16 protein-coding genes are annotated in these 18,000 nt (G+C 72.1%); 8 read left to right on the forward strand and 8 right to left on the reverse strand.

The genetic code is table 11. The annotated features are described in order from the left end of the window. Positions 1–37 precede the first annotated feature (37 nt). Positions 38–859, forward strand: a complete 822-nt coding sequence (locus CG719_RS21320; protein WP_100570252.1) for an alpha/beta fold hydrolase — start codon at positions 38–40, stop codon at positions 857–859. Between the two features lie 15 nt (positions 860–874). On the opposite strand, the gene CG719_RS21325 is transcribed toward CG719_RS21320, so the two are convergent. Continuing rightward, complete coding sequence (locus CG719_RS21325) at positions 875–2,287, reverse strand: amino acid permease (RefSeq protein ID WP_100570253.1); 1,413 nt, start codon at positions 2,285–2,287, stop codon at positions 875–877. Between the two features lie 141 nt (positions 2,288–2,428). Beyond that, positions 2,429–2,908 (reverse strand): universal stress protein, encoded by a 480-nt coding sequence (locus CG719_RS21330; protein WP_100570254.1) that lies wholly within the window; start codon positions 2,906–2,908, stop codon positions 2,429–2,431. A gap of 92 nt (positions 2,909–3,000) precedes the next feature. Between CG719_RS21330 and lysX the strand changes: the two genes are divergently transcribed. Then, entirely contained in the window at positions 3,001–6,294 is a 3,294-nt protein-coding gene (lysX, locus tag CG719_RS21335) for a bifunctional lysylphosphatidylglycerol synthetase/lysine--tRNA ligase LysX (protein ID WP_100570255.1), read from the forward strand. A gap of 144 nt (positions 6,295–6,438) precedes the next feature. Further along, a complete protein-coding gene (locus tag CG719_RS21340) occupies positions 6,439–7,281 on the forward strand; it encodes a polysaccharide deacetylase family protein (RefSeq protein WP_100570256.1) in 843 nt (280 codons plus the stop codon). Positions 7,282–7,326: 45 nt separating this feature from the next. Here the strand turns inward: CG719_RS21340 and CG719_RS21345 are convergent, their stop codons facing one another. Then, on the reverse strand, positions 7,327–8,004 hold the full coding sequence (locus CG719_RS21345) for a class F sortase (protein ID WP_100570257.1): 678 nt from the start codon (positions 8,002–8,004) through the stop codon (positions 7,327–7,329). A 281-nt stretch (positions 8,005–8,285) separates the two neighbouring features. After that, on the reverse strand, positions 8,286–9,077 hold the full coding sequence (locus CG719_RS36585; protein WP_234375698.1) for a hypothetical protein: 792 nt from the start codon (positions 9,075–9,077) through the stop codon (positions 8,286–8,288). Here CG719_RS36585 and CG719_RS21355 point away from each other — a divergent pair. Continuing rightward, on the forward strand, positions 9,000–9,488 hold the full coding sequence (locus CG719_RS21355) for a hypothetical protein (RefSeq protein WP_234375696.1): 489 nt from the start codon (positions 9,000–9,002) through the stop codon (positions 9,486–9,488). The two genes, CG719_RS36585 and CG719_RS21355, sit on opposite strands and share 78 nt — an antisense overlap. 191 nt (positions 9,489–9,679) lie before the next feature. Here CG719_RS21355 and CG719_RS21360 read toward each other — a convergent pair whose 3' ends face one another. From CG719_RS21360 to CG719_RS36590, 3 genes are all read right to left on the reverse strand, one after another. Next, the gene (locus tag CG719_RS21360) at positions 9,680–10,090 is read right to left on the reverse strand and encodes a hypothetical protein (protein ID WP_100570259.1); all 411 of its coding nucleotides are present in this window, start codon (positions 10,088–10,090) and stop codon (positions 9,680–9,682) included. 160 nt (positions 10,091–10,250) lie between these two features. After that, a complete protein-coding gene (locus CG719_RS21365; protein WP_100570260.1) occupies positions 10,251–11,015 on the reverse strand; it encodes a bestrophin-like domain in 765 nt (254 codons plus the stop codon). Between the two features lie 16 nt (positions 11,016–11,031). After that, positions 11,032–11,169: a hypothetical protein gene (locus CG719_RS36590; protein ID WP_159024930.1), complete on the reverse strand. Its 138-nt coding sequence runs from the start codon at positions 11,167–11,169 to the stop codon at positions 11,032–11,034. 764 nt (positions 11,170–11,933) lie between these two features. On the opposite strand from CG719_RS36590, the gene CG719_RS21375 reads away from it, so the two are divergent. From CG719_RS21375 to CG719_RS21385, 3 genes are all read left to right on the forward strand, one after another. Next, positions 11,934–12,884 (forward strand): SCO0930 family lipoprotein, encoded by a 951-nt coding sequence (locus CG719_RS21375; protein ID WP_100570261.1) that lies wholly within the window; start codon positions 11,934–11,936, stop codon positions 12,882–12,884. Between the two features lie 239 nt (positions 12,885–13,123). Beyond that, positions 13,124–13,936 (forward strand): SAM-dependent methyltransferase, encoded by an 813-nt coding sequence (locus CG719_RS21380; protein ID WP_100570262.1) that lies wholly within the window; start codon positions 13,124–13,126, stop codon positions 13,934–13,936. Next, positions 13,933–16,074: a putative bifunctional diguanylate cyclase/phosphodiesterase gene (locus tag CG719_RS21385; RefSeq protein ID WP_100570263.1), complete on the forward strand. Its 2,142-nt coding sequence runs from the start codon at positions 13,933–13,935 to the stop codon at positions 16,072–16,074. The genes CG719_RS21380 and CG719_RS21385 overlap by 4 nt, the downstream gene beginning before the upstream one ends. Before the next feature lie 246 nt (positions 16,075–16,320). Here the strand turns inward: CG719_RS21385 and CG719_RS21390 are convergent, their stop codons facing one another. Beyond that, on the reverse strand, positions 16,321–17,208 hold the full coding sequence (locus CG719_RS21390; RefSeq protein ID WP_100570264.1) for a LysR family transcriptional regulator: 888 nt from the start codon (positions 17,206–17,208) through the stop codon (positions 16,321–16,323). A 120-nt stretch (positions 17,209–17,328) separates the two neighbouring features. Here CG719_RS21390 and CG719_RS21395 point away from each other — a divergent pair, with 120 nt between their 5' ends. Continuing rightward, a complete protein-coding gene (locus CG719_RS21395; RefSeq protein WP_100570265.1) occupies positions 17,329–18,000 on the forward strand; it encodes a succinate dehydrogenase in 672 nt (223 codons plus the stop codon).

An 18,000-nucleotide genomic window follows, 5' to 3' on the forward strand; every position in this document is an offset into this window, starting at 1 on the left:
TTGCCAAACAGGTCCGCACAATGACACCCTGGTTGTCATGAATGCTGCTGCGGATCTGCGTTTCGCGCCGTCCTCCGACGGCGACCTCGCCTACCTCGACACCGGCAGCGGGGACCTGGTGGTCCTGCTGCACTCCGGCTGGGTCGACCACCGCGTCCTCGACGCGGCGACCTCGGCCCTCGCCGCCGAGTTCCGGGTCGTCGCCCCGGACGTTCGCGGCCACGGCCGCTCCGCCAACGCGACCGGGCCGTTCCGCTGGGCCGACGACGTGGCCACGCTGCTGCGCCACCTCGACGCCGGCCCGGCGGCCCTCGTCGGTGTCTCGATGGGCGGCGCCATCGTCACCGACACCGTGCTCGAGTACCCGGAACTGGTCCGCGGGGTGGTCGTCTGCGGTGCCGCGACCAGCGAGTTCCAGTACACCGACCCCTGGGCGCGGCAGACGCAGGCGGAGTCGGCACGTGCGCTGGGCGCCGGTGACATCGAGGGCTGGCTCGCGTCCTTCCTGCGCTTCGCGCCCGGCCCGCACCGCACCCCGGACGACATGGACCAGGACATCCTGCGCCGACTGCGCGACATGGCCCTGCACACCCTGTCCAAGCACACCGCCGACGAGAAGAACTGGCACGTGCCCCTGACCGGCACCTGGGACCGCGTGCCGAAGATCGGCGTCCCCGTGCTCACCGTCAACGGCGCCCTCGAGACACCCGACCTCATCGCCGAGGCCGAGCGCCTCGCCCGTACCGTCCCCGACGGCCGCTCCGTCACGATCGAGGGCACCGCCCACTACCCGAACCTGGAGAGGCCGGAGGAGTTCAACGGGATCGTCGCGGACTTCCTCCGCGCCCTCCCGGCCTGATCCGGACGAAGGACGCTAACGCCGGGCCAGCTCCGAGCGCTTGTACGAGTACCCGAAGTAGATCACGCACCCGATCAGGAACCACACGGCGAACCGCACCCAGGTCTCCCACTTCAGGAACGTGATCAGCCACAGCGAGAAGACGACACCCAGCGCCGGCACGAACGGCATCCACGGCGTACGGAAACCGCGCGGCAGGTCCGGCTGCCGGTAGCGCAGCACGATCACCGCCGTGCACACCACCACGAACGCCAGCAGAATGCCGATGTTGGTCAGTTCGGCCGCCTCCGCGATCGGCAGGAACCCCGCGATGGCGGCCGACGCCACCCCGACGATCCACGTCACCCGCGTCGGCACGTGCCGCGTGGGGTGCGTCTTCGCGAACCACTTGGGCAGCAGCCCGTCCCGGGACATGGCGAACCACACCCGGGTCACTCCCAACATGAACGTGAACATGACAGTGAGGATGCCGATGATCGCGCCCACCGCGATCACGTCCGCCAGCCGGCTCAGCCCCACCGACTTGAACGCGGTGGAGAAGCCGCTCTCCTTGTTGATGTCCTTGTAGTTCTGCATGCCGGTCAGCACCAGGCACGCCGCCACGTACAGCACCATCGCGATCGCCAGCGAGTAGATGATCGCCTTCGGCATGTGCCGCCGCGCGTCCTTGGACTCCTCGGCCGCCGTCGACATCGCGTCATAGCCGAAGACCGCGAAGAACACCGTCGCCGCACCGGTGAACGCCCCGCCGACGCCGTAGGGGAAGAACGGGTGGTAGTGGGCGGTGTTGATGTGGAACACGCCGACCACGATCACCACCAGCACCACGACCACCTTCAGCGCCACCACGATTGTCTCGAAGCGGGCCGCGCTGCGAATGCCGAGGTTCAGCAGCCAGGCGATCAGCAGGCACAGGATCGCCGCGAACAGGTCGACCCTGTGCCCGGCGCCGGTGCCGGGCGCGCCCAGCATCCAGGCGGGCAGATGCGCGCCCATGTCCTCGACCAGGAAGCTGAAGTACCCGGAGATGCCGATCGCGACCACCGCCACGATCGCCGTGTACTCGAGGAGCAGGTCCCAGCCGATGAACCAGCCGGCGAACTCGCCGAGCACCGCGTAGCCGTAGGTGTAGGCGGAGCCCGCCTTCGGGATCAGGCCCGCGAACTCGGCGTACGACAGGGCCGCCGCCGCGCTGGCCACACCCGCGATCAGGAAGGACACCAGCACCGCGGGACCCGCCGTCCCGTTGGCCACCGTGCCGGCGAGGGTGAAGATGCCCGCGCCGATGATGCCACCCACACCGATCGCGGTCAGCTGCCACAACCCGAGTGATCGCTCAAGGCGTGGTCCTTCGCCGGCTTCCGTCTCCTCGATGTGTTCGATGGGCTTGCGGCGGAGAATGCCCTCACCCATCCGGAGCCCGGCCATGCGTCTCACCTCTTCCCGTACGGCAAACGGCTGACGCCCGATCATGATGACCCAGGTACCGCCGGGTACGGAAGACGCCACGCACGGATCCGACGCCGCCCGGCGGCCGCCCGCCGCGGTGTCCGGACACCGGGAGAGTACCTACGGAACCACCGTCACCGGCCAGCGTCCCGCCTTCACCAGTCGGACCGCGACCGAGCCGATGATCCGGTGGCCGGCCTGCTCGGAGGCGCCCACGACCACCGCGTCCGCCCGCAACTCGTCGGCGGCCTTCACCAGCCCGTTGAAAGGGTCGCCGCGGAAGGTGTGGAACTCCCAGCGGACCTCGAATATCCCCTTCAGCCGCTCCGTGGACTCCCGGATGTACCGCACCAGGTCCTCGGCGATCTCGTCGGTCGTCTCCGCCACCGGCGCCCCGAGCGCCGCCCCCGCCGTCATCACCGGCTGCACGTACACGAGAGCGAGCAGCGCGCCCTGCCGCCGGGCGAGACCGGCGGCGTACGCGGCGGCCCGCAACGAGGACTCGGAGCCGTCCACGCCGGCCACGATGACCTTCGGCCCGTCCGTGCCCCGCTCGAACCGGTGCGCGGGCCGCTCGTGCTGCTCGTGCTGTTCCGTCACATGTGCGAGGCTATCGGAATCCCCGGTTCCCACCGCCGCCCGGGGCACGCTCCGACGGGCGCCCCGCCCGCCCTGTTCCTACAGTCGGAAGCATGAGCGCCGCCACCGGCGCCGTCCCCTCCCGGGGCGCCGCCGACCCCGCCCGGCCGCCGCGCAGGAACGGCCTCCTCAGCAGGGTGCCGGAGGGCTTCGCCACCTTCTTCGGCGCTCTGGCCGTGCTGTGCGCGCTGCTCGACCTCATCGCCCCGCTGCGGGTCCTGCTCCATCCCGTCGTCCGCGTCCTGGACCTGCTCCTCGTCCCGGTCAGCGTCAACCTCGCCTACGCCGTCTTCCTCGTCCTGCTGGCCGGCGCCACCGCCGCCCGCAAGAAGGTCGCCTGGTGGCTCGTCGTCGGCTACCTCGGCCTGGTGATCCTCGGCGACGTCGTCGGCCTCGCCGCCGGCGAGTACGCCGAGTCGGCGCCGTCCCTCGTGCTGTGCGGCCTGGCACTGGTGCTGCTGATCGCGGCCAGAGGCGAGTTCTACGCCGCCTCCCGCCGCGGCGCCTGGTGGCGGGCGCTGGCCGTGCTGGCCGCCGGCCTCGCCGTGGCCGTCCTGGCCGGGTGGGGCCTGGTCGCGCTCCTGCCCGGCACCCTGCCCTCCGGCCTGCACCTGGCGTGGTCCGCCAACCGGGTCCTGGGCGGACTCGTCTCCGCCCAGGACTTCGCCGGCCGCCCGCCGCGTCCGGTGACCTTCCTGCTCGGCCTGTTCGGGGCACTCGCCCTGCTCAACGCCGCCGCCACACTGTTCCGTTCGCAGCGCCTCGAGGCGGCCCTGCACGGCGACGAGGAACCCCGCATCCGCGCCCTGCTCAAGGCCTACGGCGAGGACGACTCCCTCGGCTACTTCGCCACCCGCCGCGACAAGGCCGTCGTCTTCTCACCCAGCGGCAAGGCCGCCGTCACCTACCGCGTCGAGACCGGTGTGTGCCTGGCCAGCGGCGATCCCGTCGGTGACCGCGAGGCCTGGCCGCACGCCATCGCCGCCTGGCTGGACGTCGCCCGCCGCTACGCCTGGGCGCCCGCCGTCATGGGCGCCTCAGAGGAGGGCGCCCGCGCCTACGCCCGCGCCGGGCTCGGCGCCCTCCAGCTCGGCGACGAGGCGATCGTGCACGTCGCCGGCTTCGACCTCGACGGCCGGGACATGCGCGTGACCCGCCAGGCCGTGCGCCGCGTCCGCCGCACCGGCGCCACCTGCCGCATCCGCCGGCACGCCACCCTCACCGACGCCGAGATGGAGGAGATCGTCGACAAGGCGGACGCCTGGCGCGACACCGAGACCGAGCGCGGATTCTCCATGGCACTGGACCGCCTGGGCGACCCGGCCGACGGAGACTGCCTCCTGGCCGAGGCCCTCGACACGGAAGGCCGGCTCCTCGCCCTGCTGTCCTTCGTGCCCTGGGGCCGCGACGGCGCCTCCCTCGACCTGATGCGCCGGGACCGCACCGCGCCCAACGGCGTCATGGAGTACATGGTCGCCGAGCTCTGCGCCACCGCCCCGAAACTCGGCGTACGCCGCCTCTCGCTGAACTTCGCGGTGTTCCGCTCGGTGTTCGAGGAGGGCGCCCGGATCGGAGCCGGGCCCGTGCTGCGGCTCTGGCGCGGCCTGCTGCTGTTCTTCTCCCGCTGGTGGCAGCTCGAAGCCCTGTACCGGTCCAACGCCAAGTACCACCCCGAGTGGTACCCGAGGTTCCTCTGCTACGGCGAGACCGCCTCCCTCGCCCGGATCGGCCTGGCCTCCGGCATCGCCGAGGGCTTCGTCGCCGTACCCTCGCTGCGCAAGCTCTGGGGCAAGGGCCACCCGGCCCACCCCGCCACCGGACCGCGCCCGGCCACCACCGAGGGCCTGCCCCCGCTCACGGCGCTCGGACTCGACGCGGGGGCACGGGCCGAAGCCGCCCGGACACACGCCGGCCTGCCCGAACAGGTCCGCGTCCGGCACGCGAAACTCGACCGGCTGCGCGCCGCCGGTACCGACCCCTACCCCGTGGGGACGAACACCCGCACCCGCACCCTCGCCGAGGTCCGCGAAGGGGAGCAGCTCACCGTGGCCGGCCGCGTCCTGTTCGTCCGGGACTTCGGCGGCATCGTCTTCGTCGTGCTGCGCGACTGGTCGGGCGACCACCAACTCGCCCTCACCCGCGACCGGACAGGACCCGCCGCGCTGAAACGCTTCACCGCCGACACCGACATCGGCGACCACATCAACGCCACCGGCCGGGCCGGACGGAGCGACCAGGGCGAACCCACCGTCTTCGTCACCTCCTGGCGGCTGCTCGGCAAGTGCCTGCGCCCCCTGCCCGACAAACACCGCGGACTGGCCGACCCCGAGGCCAAGGTGCGCCTGCGCTACCTCGACCTGGTCACCAGCCCCCGGGCCCGCGAGGTCGTCCGGATCCGCTCCACCGCCGTACAGGCCCTGCGCCAGGGACTGCTGGACCGCGGCTTCCTGGAGGTCGAGACGCCGATGCTCCAGCAGATCCACGGCGGCGCAAACGCCCGGCCCTTCACCACCCACAGCAACGCCTACGACCTCGACCTGTACCTGCGCATCGCACCCGAGCTGTATCTGAAGCGCCTGTGCGTCGGCGGTCTGGAGAAGGTCTTCGAGATGGGCCGCACCTTCCGCAACGAGGGCGTCTCCCCCAAGCACAACCCCGAGTTCACGATGCTGGAGGCCTACCAGGCCCACGCCGACTACGACGTCATGCTCGACCTCGCCCGCGAGCTGGTCCAGGGCGCCGCCACCGCCGCCTTCGGCAGCCCGGTCGCCCACAAGGACGGCACGGCGTACGACATCTCCGGGCCCTGGCCGGTCAGGACCGTGCACGGCGCGATCTCCGAAGTGCTCGGGGAGGAGATCGGCCCGGGCACCGGCCCGGAGGCACTGCGCCGGCACTGCGACCGCGCCGGCGTGCCGTACACCGCGGACGACACACCCGGCGAGATCGTCCTGGAGATGTACGAGCGGCTGGTGGAGGAGCGCACCGGACCGCCGGTCTTCTACAAGGACTTCCCGACCGAGGTCTCCCCGCTCACCCGGCAGCACCGCACCGACCCGCGGCTCGCCGAACGCTGGGACCTGGTGGCCTTCGGCACCGAACTGGGCACCGCCTACTCCGAGCTCACCGACCCCGTCGAACAGCGCCGCCGGCTGACCGCCCAGTCCCTGCTCGCCGCCGGGGGCGACCCGGAGGCGATGGAACTGGACGAGGACTTCCTCGACGCCCTCGAGTACGCCATGCCGCCCACCGGCGGCCTCGGCCTCGGTGTCGACCGGCTGGTCATGTTCCTCACCGGCCTGACGATCCGTGAGACGCTGCCGTTCCCCCTGGTGCGCCACCGCTGAGGCACCCTCCGCGGCACATCCGCGGCACCCGCCGAAGCTCCCGTCGAGGCACCCGCGCGCAACTGCCGCCGGGCGCTGGGCCGGGCGGGTGCTTTCGTCGCGCCGTCCCGGGGGAGGGGCACAACGCCCGGACACTGATGACTCATGAAGAAGGATCAGTTGCTCACCCGGCGCCGGGCGTTGCTCGCCGGTGCCGTCGCGCTCGGAGCGGCGGGAGCGGCCGGCACAGCCGGTCTGCTTCTCTCCGGTTCCTCCGACACACCGGTACCGCCCGCCCCCGCCGCGGGCCCCGAGGCGCGCAGCGCCCTCAAGCCCTCCGCCTACCGTCTGAGCCCCCTGGCCGGCGACGCCCCGCAGCGGGCGGCGCCGCTGCCGGCCAGGGTGCGGACCTCGCCGATCCTGCGGTTCTCCGGACGCGGCGACACCATGATGCTGACGTTCGACGACGGACCCCACCCCGAGTTCACCCCGCACGTCCTGGACATCCTGGCCCAGTACGACGTCCGGGCCACCTTCATGGTCTGCGGGGAGATGGCCGACTGGAACAGGGACCTGCTGGCCCGGATGGCCGACGAGGGACACGTCGTCGGCAACCACACCTGGAGCCACCCGCTGCTCACCCAGCTCGACCGCCGCGGCATCCGCAGCGAGCTCGAACGCACCAGCGACGTCATCGAGAAGGCCTACGGCGAACGGCCGTTGTGGTTCCGCGCCCCCTACGGCGCCTGGAACCGCGACGTGTTCAAGCTCAACGCCGAACTGGGCATGGAGCCGCTGGCCTGGAGCGTCGACAGCCTCGACTGGACCACGCCCGGCACCGGCGCCATCGTGCGCCGGATCGAGAGCGGCGCCGCCCCCGGGGTCGTCGTGCTCTCCCACGACGCCGGGGGCGACCGCTCGCAGACCGTCCGCGCGCTGCGCAAGTACCTCCCCAAGCTCCTCGACGACGGCCGCCACTTCACCGTGCCGCGCCGGCAGTACACCTGAGCCGGCCCCCGCGCACGGCCCGCCGCCCGCCCGGCCGGGGTCCGCTCAGCGGACCTCGACCAGGCGGGCGAACACGACGACGTTCCCCTGATATCCGGTCTGCTTCGTGTAACCGCCGCCGCAAGTGATGACCCGCAGTTCCGGAGTTCCCTTCGAGCCGTACACACGGTCTCCCGGGAAATCGTCCTTCTGGAACACCTCGACGCCGTACACCTCGAACACGGCCGTCTTTCCGTCCTGGCGGTCGATTTCGACGCGGTTTCCCTTCTGCAGGGCGCCGAGCCCGTAGAACACGGCGGGTCCCGCCTTGTTGTCCACATGGCCGACGACGACCGACGTGCCGTCTTCCCCCGGCGTGACCGCGCCGTTGAACCAGCCGGCCAGATTCGGGTCCTCCGGCGGCGGCGCGGCGACCCAGCCGTCCGGGTCCACGCCGACCGGTGTGACGGGCGCGTCGACCTGGATCACCGGGATCCTGATCCGGTCCGGCACCGAGCGCGACACGGACTGAAGGCCCGTCGCCGAGGGGAGCGGCGTGTGCCTGATGTCCGGCGCTGCCGCCGTCGCGGGCTGGGGCGGGCCGACGTCGAACTCCCCGGAGCCGTTGCGGATCAGGGCGAGTCCGGTCAGCAGGGCCAGCGCTATCACGCCCCACGGCGCACGCCTCCTCCGTGGCTCCCGCTCCTCCTCCTCGATGAATCCGGTCAGCTCTCTCGCAGGCATTCGACAACCCCTCTCGACCCGGCCGTCGCCGTGTCAGTCGCGCATGCGAGAACGCTAATTCCGGCGCGCGCAACCGGCGACGTGGCGCATGCGAACGGGTGGCGGGGCGGTTTTCCCGTGCGCCATCCGAGGCGGTCCGTAAGGGTCATTTCTGACGGTCCGTGACCTGCGTCGATCTTCAATGGGGTGAAGGTCCCGGTGGATTCGCTCACCGAGACGGACCAGCCCCGAAATGCGCCCGCGTGGAGTGCGTCCGAGGGTCGGTAGCGGGAGGTGCTTTCTCACCGATCGACCGGGTACGGGTCCCCGGGGCGCCTTCCGCGGAGGATCACATGCGTACTGCTCGTACCCTCTTGGCCCCCTCGGTCCCCTTGGTGGTGCTGGCCGCGGCGGTCGCCGCGGTCGGGATCGCCGCCCCGGCGGCCGCGGCGAAGGGCGGCGAAGTCCCCGGCGTGGCACGGGACGGCGGGGTGGGAGGCGCCCACGGAGGCGGTGGCCACGGAGGAGGTGGCCCAGGGGGTGGACCCGGAGGCGGCCCCGGAGGGGGTCCGGGATTCGGGCCGGGGTTCGGACCCGGAGTGGGTCCGGGGTTCGGATTCGGTCCCGGGGTCGGCCCAGGGTTCGGATTCGGTCCCGGGGTCGGCGGCTTCGGCGAGTTCCGCGGCTTCGGCGAGTTCGGCGAGTTCCGTGGCTTCGGCGAGTTCCGAGGTCGCCCGGGGGACCGGTTCGGTGAGTTCCGCGGGTTCGGTGAGTGGCGCGGTCCCGGCCGGGGTGAGAGGTTCGGCGAGTTCCCCGGCTTCGGTCCGGGGCCCGGAGTCGGCGGCTTCGGCGGGAACTTCGGCGGTCCTGGCGGCTTCGGCGGTCCGGGCGGTCCCGGTGGTCCTGGCGGTCCTGGCGGTCCTGGCGGTCCTGGCGGTCCCGGCGGGCTCGGCGGCGTGGGGGGCTTCGACAAGGGAGGCGAGGGCGCGGCTCCCGGCGTCGGTCCTGGTGGCGGTCTGGGCGTCGGTCCCGGTGGCGGTCTCGGCGTCGGTCCCGGGAACGGTTCTGTCGGTCGCGGCGGTGCTCCCGGCCACGGTGCGGGCGGCCTCAACAGCATCGTGCCCATGCCCGGTGTGATCGCCCGCGGCGGTCAGCTGGTGGTCACGATCGACGGCTGCCGCAACGGCGGGACCATGTCGTCGAACGTGTTCTCCCGGGCCACGGTGCGGCCGTTCGACGAAGCCGGCGAGCGCGCGCAGGGTGTCGTGACCATCCGCGACGACGCCCGTCCCGGCACCTACGACATCACGGTCGACTGCAACGGCCGGCGGCTGACCCGGCCGGCGGCCTTCACCGTCGTCGGCGGTGTCCGCGGTGGAGTGGGCGGCGGCATCACCACCGGTGCCACCCCGGCCGACATGGCCATCGGCGGCGGGCTGATGGCCGCGGGCGCGGTCGGCGGCGGCGTCCTCTGGATGCGGCGCCGCGCCGACAAGCGCTCCTGACGGCCCCGCCCCGGATCCGGCCCCGCTCCCTGTGCGGGGCCGGATCTCTTCGTGCCCGCGGGGACTTCGTCCAGGGCCCGCGCGCACCGGGGGCGTCCCGCGCGCACCGGGGGCGTCCGCTCACACCGACAGGCCTTCGCCCGGACCTGGAGAGGTCCGGGGCGAAGGCCTGTCCCTGGGAAGGGGCGCGGTCAGGCGGCGCCCTCCTCGCCGGTGCGCCGGCGGGAGAGGCAGTACGCCGTGCCGAGCGAGCCGCCGATGAGCGCGGTGCCCATGCCGATCTGCTTCAGGTCGAAACCGCCCACGGTTCCGCCCACACCCGCGCGGACGCCGTGCCGGTAGTGGTCCGATCCGCCGCCGCGGCCGCCGAAGCGGCCCTCGTCGTCGTCATCGCCGTAGCCGGAGCGGCCGTTGCCGCCGCCGTGGGAGCGTCCGCCCCCACCGGAGTAGCGGCCCTCGTCACCGCCGCCACCTCCGTACGAGCGGCCGTCGCCGTTGCCGTAGGAGTGGCTGTCACCGGCGCTGGCGACGGCGGCCGGCGCGCAGAAGGTGAGGGCGCAGACGCCCAGTAGTGCGGCCGAGACAACACCTGTTACGCGCATGATGGGTCCTCCGGTCCCCGAGGAGCAGCAGCGGTCCTGTTCCGCTTGTGCCGGATATGCGCCTCGCTGACCAAAACGCTAGGGAGGTGTGCACCGCGGCGCGATTGCACCCGGGCGAACGGGGCAACGGTTGCGCCGCCCAGGGGATTCGCGGGTCACGTCACCGCGTCAGATGGGGGAACAGGTCCAGGAACGGTCCGGCGGTGGCCGAGACTCCGCGGCTGTAGGGGGCGTCGAAGTCCCAGATCAGGAAGAGGAGGAAGGTGATCAGCGCGGAGAACAGCCCCGCGAGGATCAGCTCCCGCCTTGTGCGCCGGATCTGGAGCGCGAACACCATGCCGATGGTGATGACGCCCCCCGAGAGCAGGCCGAACCACACCACCCCCGGCATCGTCGCCCCCATGGAGCCTGCGCGTGCGGTGCGGGCCTGGGAGGCGGCGGCCACCTGGTCCACCAGCGGCTGGTAGGCCTGCGCCTCGAAGTCCGTCTTGGGCTGGTAGTCGGTGACGTCGGCGCGGACGCGTTCCATCAGTTCGTCGCCCCGCGTGGTGACGCGGCCGTGGTCGGCCATGGTCTTCCACTCGGTGGTCACGACGTGTCCGGCGTAGGCGTCGACGTCGGCGCGGATGCGGTCGCGGACGTCGGCCGGATAGACGCGGACGCGTTCGGAGACCTCGTGCAGCGCCTGGGCCTCCGCCTGGACGTGGTCCTGGGCGGCGACGCGCGCCTCCCAGACTCCGGCGATGGCCAGACCCAGCACGATCGCGTAGACCACGCCGATCCACATGGTCATGTACTCGATGACGTCCGGAGTCTCGCTGGGATCGTCGTCCACGGCCTTCGTGCGGTGCCGCAGGACGGTGATGACGACGACCACCGCACAGGCGGCCAGCATCGCGAGAAGGAGAACAAGCCATTCCGACAACGGGTTCCTCCAGGGGTCAGCGCGGGCGGAGCGCGGCCACGGCGGCCAGTGCGGGCACCGCGATGAGCAGGACGTAGGTGAGGGGCGAGGGGCTGCGCCGGGGTGTCGCCCGGTGCGGCTGGGCGTGGTGGCGCGGGAAGGTCACCGGTGCCACGGACGGGCTGGGACGGGGCTTGGGGGCCGGTCTTGGGGCCGGCGGCGGAGGCGGTGCGGGCGGCGGGGGTGGTGGGGGAGCAGGCCGGGCCTGCGGAGCGGCCGGGGCCGGGCGCGGAGGTGGCGGGGGTTCGGGAGCGGGGGTGGGCCTGGGCTTCGGTGGCGGGGTGTGCTCGGGCGGCGGCGGCGGCGGCGGAGGCGGAGGCGGAGGTGGCGTGGGCGTCGGGGTGGGCGTGGGCGTCGGTGTCGGGGTGGGGCTCGGGCTGGGCGTCGGCGTCGGTGTCGGCCTCCGGCACGGCGGTGGAAGGGGCGGAAAGGAGGGCCAGGAGCCGCCGGCCACCGCCACCGCCTCCATGCCGTCCGGGCCCGTGGAGGCGTACGCGCAGGCGTCGGCCGCAGCCGGGGCGGCTCCGCCCACACACGTCCATGCCAGCAGGGCCGGCGCCAACACCCGCAGCATCAGGGCGGATCGCGTCGGTTCGGGTCGTTGCACGAGCGAGATCATGAGCTGTCGTGGACCAGGGCACGCCGCGGTGGGCGCGGATTGCCCCGAAGGGGGGAAACCACAGGTCGGAGGGTTTGATCGGCGGTCCGGTGCGCCGCCCCCGATGGGTACGCGCGTACGGGGTGGCACGAGGCGCGTCACAGGTTGCGGAAATAAATCGCGGCCGCGGTTGAACACAACCGCCTGTGCCGTCCGTACCCAGTGTCGTGCGGCGGCGCAGTAGGGCGTTGCAACACCATAAGGATTATGAGGAGTTGACGATGAACACCTCCTGGCGGAGCGCCTCACTCGTGGCGGCGGCCGCGGCCGTGCTGGCGCTGACGACGGCGTGCGGTCAGGAAAGCGCCCCTTCGGCGGGCAGCCAGAACGTGGGCGCGACCGCCCAGGCCGGCGGATTCGGCAGCGCCGGGACGAGCGCCGGCACCGCTACGGGAAGCGCCGCCGGCAACGGTTACGGCGCCGACGGCCAGCAGGCCGCCCCCAAGCCCGCCGGGCAGCTCACGGTCGCCACCAACGTGAAGCTGGGCAAGGTGGTCACCGACAGCGCCGGAATGACGCTGTACCGCTTCGACGCGGACACGGCCCAGCCCCCCACGTCCAACTGTGACGGCGACTGCGCCACGGCCTGGCCGCCGGTTCCCGCCGACGACGCCGCCGCCGGGCCCGGTATCGACAAGGCCCTGCTCGGCGAGGTCACCCGCTCCGACGGCACCAAGCAGCTCACGATCGGTGGCTGGCCCGCGTACCGCTACGCGAAGGACACCGAGGTCGGTGACGCCAACGGCCAGGGCGTGAACGACAAGTGGTTCGCCCTGGCGGCCGACGGCAAGAAGGCCTCACTGGCGGACCTGCCGGGCCTGTCCGTGAAGAAGACCGAACTGGGCAACGTCGTCGTCGACCGGAACGGCATGACGGTCTACCGGTTCTCGAAGGACCAGGCGTGGCCGAAGTCGGTCTCCGCCTGCACCGGTTCCTGCCTGGAGAAGTGGCCGGCCGTGGCCCCCGTCGCCGTGAACGACACCAAGGGCGTGCTGACGAAGGGCATGATGCCCTTCACCCGGCCCGACGGCGTCAAGCAGATGACCATCAACTGCTGGCCCCTCTACACCTTCTCCGGGGACAAGGCGCCCGGGGACGTCAACGGCCAGGCCGTCGGCGGTACTTGGTTCGCCGTCTCCCCCGAGGGAAAGGCGATCGGCGCCCCGCAGTAGGGACAACCGCCTCCGGCAGACCGGACCCGAACCGGACCGCCCCCTCCGCGCCGCACGGAGGGGGCGGTCCATCGTGTGCGCAGACCATGGCAATTCACCGCGATGCGGATGCGAGGGCGGACCGGAAGCGCAGGTGGTGACCGGGAACGGATGGTCAATTTCCGTTTCCACTCGCCCGTTCGGCGGGCGATCAGTAGCCTCTGCTCGAACACCGGATCGCCTACGCAGTGGAGAGATGGATGGAGCGTCCCGCCTGGGCTCCGCGGAGCATCGACATCTCGGTGCCGAGCGTCGCCCGCATCTACGACTTCTACCTGGGCGGTTCGCACAACTTCGAGGTCGACCGGCAAGCGGCCCGCAGGGCCATGGAGTTCATGCCGGGGCTGCCCAAGATCAGCCAGGCGAACCGGGCGTTCATGCGCCGGGCCGTGGAGTTCGCCGTCGAGGAGGGCATCACCCAGTTCCTGGACATCGGGTCCGGCATCCCCGCGTTCGGCAACGTCCACGAGGTCGCCCAGGCCGCCCGGCCCGGCGCGCGGGTGGTGTACGTCGACCATGACCCGGTGGCCGTGAGCCACAGCAAGGCCGTTCTGGCGGGCAACGAGGACGCGGATGTGGTCGCGGCCGACCTGCGCAAGCCCCAGGAAATCCTCGCGAGCCCCGAGTTGGGGCGGCTGATCGACCCGAATCGGCCAGTCGCGCTGCTTCTCGTTGCCATACTGCATTTCGTGGAAGACGCGGACGACCCCTACGGCGCGGTGGCCGAGCTGCGCGACGCGCTCGCGCCGGGCAGCCTCCTCGTCCTCACCCATGCCTCGTACGAGGGCATCCCGCTCCCCGCGAAGCGGAGCCGGTCCCTGGTGGACGTGTACGAAAACATTCGCAACCCGCTGATCATGCGCTCGCGCGAGGAGATCGCGCGGTTCTTCGAGGGGTACGACATGGTGGAACCCGGGCTGGTGCCGATGCCGAACTGGCGGCCGCGTACGGCGCCGGAGGACGAGGACCCCTATGCCTTCTCCGGTTTCGCGGGCGTGGGGCGTACGGCGTGATCACGGCATCGGACGGGCCGGAGGGCAGACTGCGCCGGCTGACGACGATCTGGAGCCGGGCCGTCTTCCCGGTGACCTCGACGTCGCTGACCCGCCCGGAGTTCGAGGAACTGCTCCTGCCGCTCGCCCGCCGGCTGAGATCGGCGCTGCGGGACCGGGTCTTCGACGCGCGGGAGGGCGAGGCGGTCGGCGCCGCACTGGTCGACGCGCACTGCACCGCGCCCGAGGCGCTCAGCCACTCCCTGGACTGCCTCGACGCCTACCTCGTGCTGTACTGCGGCGAGGACGGCGACAGGGAGGACCTGCGGGCGCGGTCCGCGCGGTTGCAGCACTCGATGGCGGCCGGGTTCGCACGGGCGCTGCGCGAACGCACGCTGGCCGAGCAGGAGGCGATAGCCCAGGCCGCGCTGCGTGCCCAGGGCGTGGTCGCGCTGGCGCTGCACGCCAGCGAGGCCCGCTTCCGCGCCGTGTTCGAAGGCGCCGCGATCGGCATCGCCATCGCCGACCTCCAGGGCAACGTCCTCCAGGTCAACAGCGCGCTGCTGCGCATGTTCGGCGGCGCGGAGCAGACCGTGCGCGGCCGCAACGTACGGGAATGGACCCACTCCGACGACGCCCCGCATCTGTGCCGGCTGTACGAGGAACTGGTGCGCGGCGAGCGCGAGCACTACCACGTGGAGAAGGCCTTCTACCGGCCTGACGGAACGGTTCTGTGGACCAACCTGACCGTCTCCCTGCTCCGCGACGCCGACGGCTGTCCCCAGTACCAGCTCGCCCTCATGGAGGACACCACCGAGCGGCGGCTGCTGAACCTGAGGCTGCGGTACGAGGCCACCCACGACGCTCTGACCGGACTGCCGAACCGCACCCTGTTCTTCGAGCGCCTGGAGAAGGCGCTGAACGCGGGCGAGGGGCAGCGCTTCGGCCTGTGCTACCTCGACCTGGACGGCTTCAAGACCATCAACGACAGCCTCGGCCACGCGGCCGGGGACCGGCTGCTGGTCGAGGTCGCCGACCGGCTCCAGGCGTGCGCGACCGCGCCCGGCGAGATGGTCGCCCGGCTCGGCGGTGACGAGTTCGTCGCGCTGACCACCGGCCCCGGCACCCGGCAGGAGGTCGACGAGCTGGCCACGCGGATCACGAACGCGCTGGTCGCCCCGGTCCGCATCGACGGCCGGGAACTGGCCGTGCGCGGCAGCATCGGCATCGTCGAGGGGCCGGCGGGCGAGCGCAGCGCGGCGGAGGTGCTGCGCAGCGCGGACATCACCATGTACCGGGCCAAGTCGGCCGGCGGCAACCGCTTCGAGCTCGCCGACCCGGAGGCCGACGCCCGCGCCATCACCCGGCACGGACTGACCACGGCGCTGCCGACCGCGCTGGACCGGGGTGAGTTCTTCATCGAGTACCAGCCGCTGGTGTGCCTCGGCGACGGCAGCGTGCGCGGAGCCGAGGCGCTGGTGCGCTGGCTGCACCCGCAGCACGGTGTCCTCGGTCCCGACCGGTTCATCCCGCTCGCCGAGCACACCGGGCTGATCGTCCCGCTGGGCCGCTGGGTCCTGGAGCAGTCGGTGCGCCAGGCCGGCCGGTGGCGGGAACTGCACGGGGACGGCGGCGAGGGTCCGCTGCGCATCAACGTCAACCTCTCGCCGTGCCAGCTCACCCACCCCGGGCTCGTCCAGGACACCGTCGACATCCTGGAGCGCGCGGGTGTGCAACCGGACGCGCTGTGCCTTGAGGTCACCGAGTCGGCGCTCATCGGCGCCGACGACGACCTGCTCAAGCCGTTGCGCCGACTGGCCGAGATGGGCATCGACATAGCCCTGGACGACTTCGGCACCGGCTACTCCAACCTGGCCAACCTGCGCCGGCTGCCGGTGAGCGTGCTCAAGCTGGACCGTTCCTTCACGCAGGGTATGCAGCAGTTCCCGGCCGACCCCGTCGATCTGAAGATCGTCGAGGGCATCGTCGCCCTCGCCCACAGCCTGAACCTGGCGGTCACCGTGGAGGGCGTGGAGACCGGCGCCCAGGCCGAACAACTCCGCGTCCTGGGCTGCGACACGGCCCAGGGCTGGTACTACGCCCGCCCCGGCCCCCCGGACCGCCTGCACGACCTGGCCCTGGCGGACGCGACAACCTGACCGGCAAGCCGCGGACGGACATGTTCCTGGGAGCCCGGAGGGCCTCTCAGGGGCGCGGGGAACTGCGTGCCCAGCCCCCTACGGACCCGCGGACGAACGCAGCCCTCGCCACCGGCGAACGGGCGGGGGCGCGACGCGGTCGAGGGTCTGCCGACACCCCGTCGGCAGGCCCTCGACCGCGTCGCTCGAACCCATCTCACTCGAACCCGCGGCACCGCTGCCACGTCCCTGGGAGCGGACACCGCCTCACCGCTCCAGCAGCATCCGCTGGAGTTCCCTCGCGGCCCTCGGCGGAGCCACATCGCTGCGGTGGGCCAGCGCGATCGTACGGTGCAGTCCGGGACGGGCCAGCGGCGTGACCCGCAGGCCGTGTCCTGAGCGCGTCGCGACCATGCGCGGGACGACGGCCACCCCGAGCCCCGCCCGCACGAACCCCAGCACCGCGTCCATCTCGCCGCCCTCGACGGCCAGGTCCGGCTCGAAGCCCTCCGCGCGGCACGCGGCGACCGTCAGCTCCCGCAGGTCGTAGCCGTGCCGGAACATCACCAGGCGCTCGCCCTCCAGGTCCGCGATGCCGACCGAGCGCCGTCCCGGGCCGCCGGGCGCCGGCGCCTCCGGCGAGGAGACCACCACCAGGTCCTCGCGCAGCAGCTCCACCGTGGTCAGGGCGGGGGACGGGGTGGGCAGCGGAAGCACGACCAGCGCCAGGTCGAGGGCGCCGCGGGCCAGCTCCCGCACCAGGTCGTGGGAGCCTCCCTCCTCGACCAGCAGCCGGATGCCCGGGTAGCGGTCGTGGAAGGCGCGCAGCACGTCCGGCAGCAGGCCGGTGCACAGGCTCGGGGTGGCGCCGAGCCGCACCCGGCCCCGGCGCAGATGCACCAGTTCCTGCACCTCGTGCCGCGCTGTGTCGGCGTCGGCGAGGATGCGCCGGGCCAGCGGCAGCAGCGCCTCCCCGGCGTCGGTGAGCGTGATGTTCCCCCGCGCCCGCAGGAACAGATCGGCGCCCAACTCCCGTTCCAGCGCCTTGATCTGCTGCGACAGCGACGGCTGGGCGACATGGACCAGATCGGCCGCGCGGGTGAAGTGCCGGGTCTCGGCGACCGCCACGAAGTACTGGAGCTGCTGGAACTGCACGAGACCATCATAGCCAGTCCCTATCGAAACGAGCCGGACCATGTCTTGGACCGATGGGGTCCTTCGGCCCTACCGTCCTGAGACATGGCACTGGCAACGCGGACGGACCGACGGCCGTCCATGGCACGCACCGTGTGGGGCTCGACCGTCGGCAAGAAGACCGTGATGGCGGTCAGCGGCCTGATCATGCTGCTGTACCTGGTCGTCCACATGATCGGCAACCTGAAGATCTTCTTCGGGGCGGGCGAGTTCAACCACTACGCCCATTGGCTGCGCACGGTCGGCGAGCCGTTCATGCACTACGAGTGGACGCTCTGGCTGGTCCGCGTGGTGCTCGTGGTCGCCGTCGTCGCCCACGCCGTCTCCGCCTACCAGCTCAGCCGCCGCGACATCAGGGCGCGGCCCAGCAAGTACGTGCACGCGAGGCCAAGGGCCAGTTACGCCACCCGCACCATGCGCTGGGGCGGGATCATCCTCGCCCTGTTCATCGTCTGGCACATCCTGGACCTGACCACCGGGACCGTGCACTCCGGCGGATTCCAGCCGGGCCACCCGTACCAGAACGTCGTGGACACCTTCTCCACCTGGTACGGCAACGTCATCTACATCGTCGCCATGCTGGCGCTCGGCCTGCACATCAGGCACGGCTTCTGGAGCGCCGCCCAGACCCTCGGCGTCGGCAGCCGCACCCGCGACCGTGCCCTCAAGACCGCCGCCAACGTTCTCGCACTGCTGCTCACGGCCGGCTTCATCGCCGTCCCGGTGGGCGTCATGACCGGAGTGGTGAGCTGA

The organism is Streptomyces sp. CB01373, from assembly GCF_002803075.1.
In the GTDB taxonomy this organism is placed as follows: Bacteria; Actinomycetota; Actinomycetes; order Streptomycetales; family Streptomycetaceae; genus Streptomyces.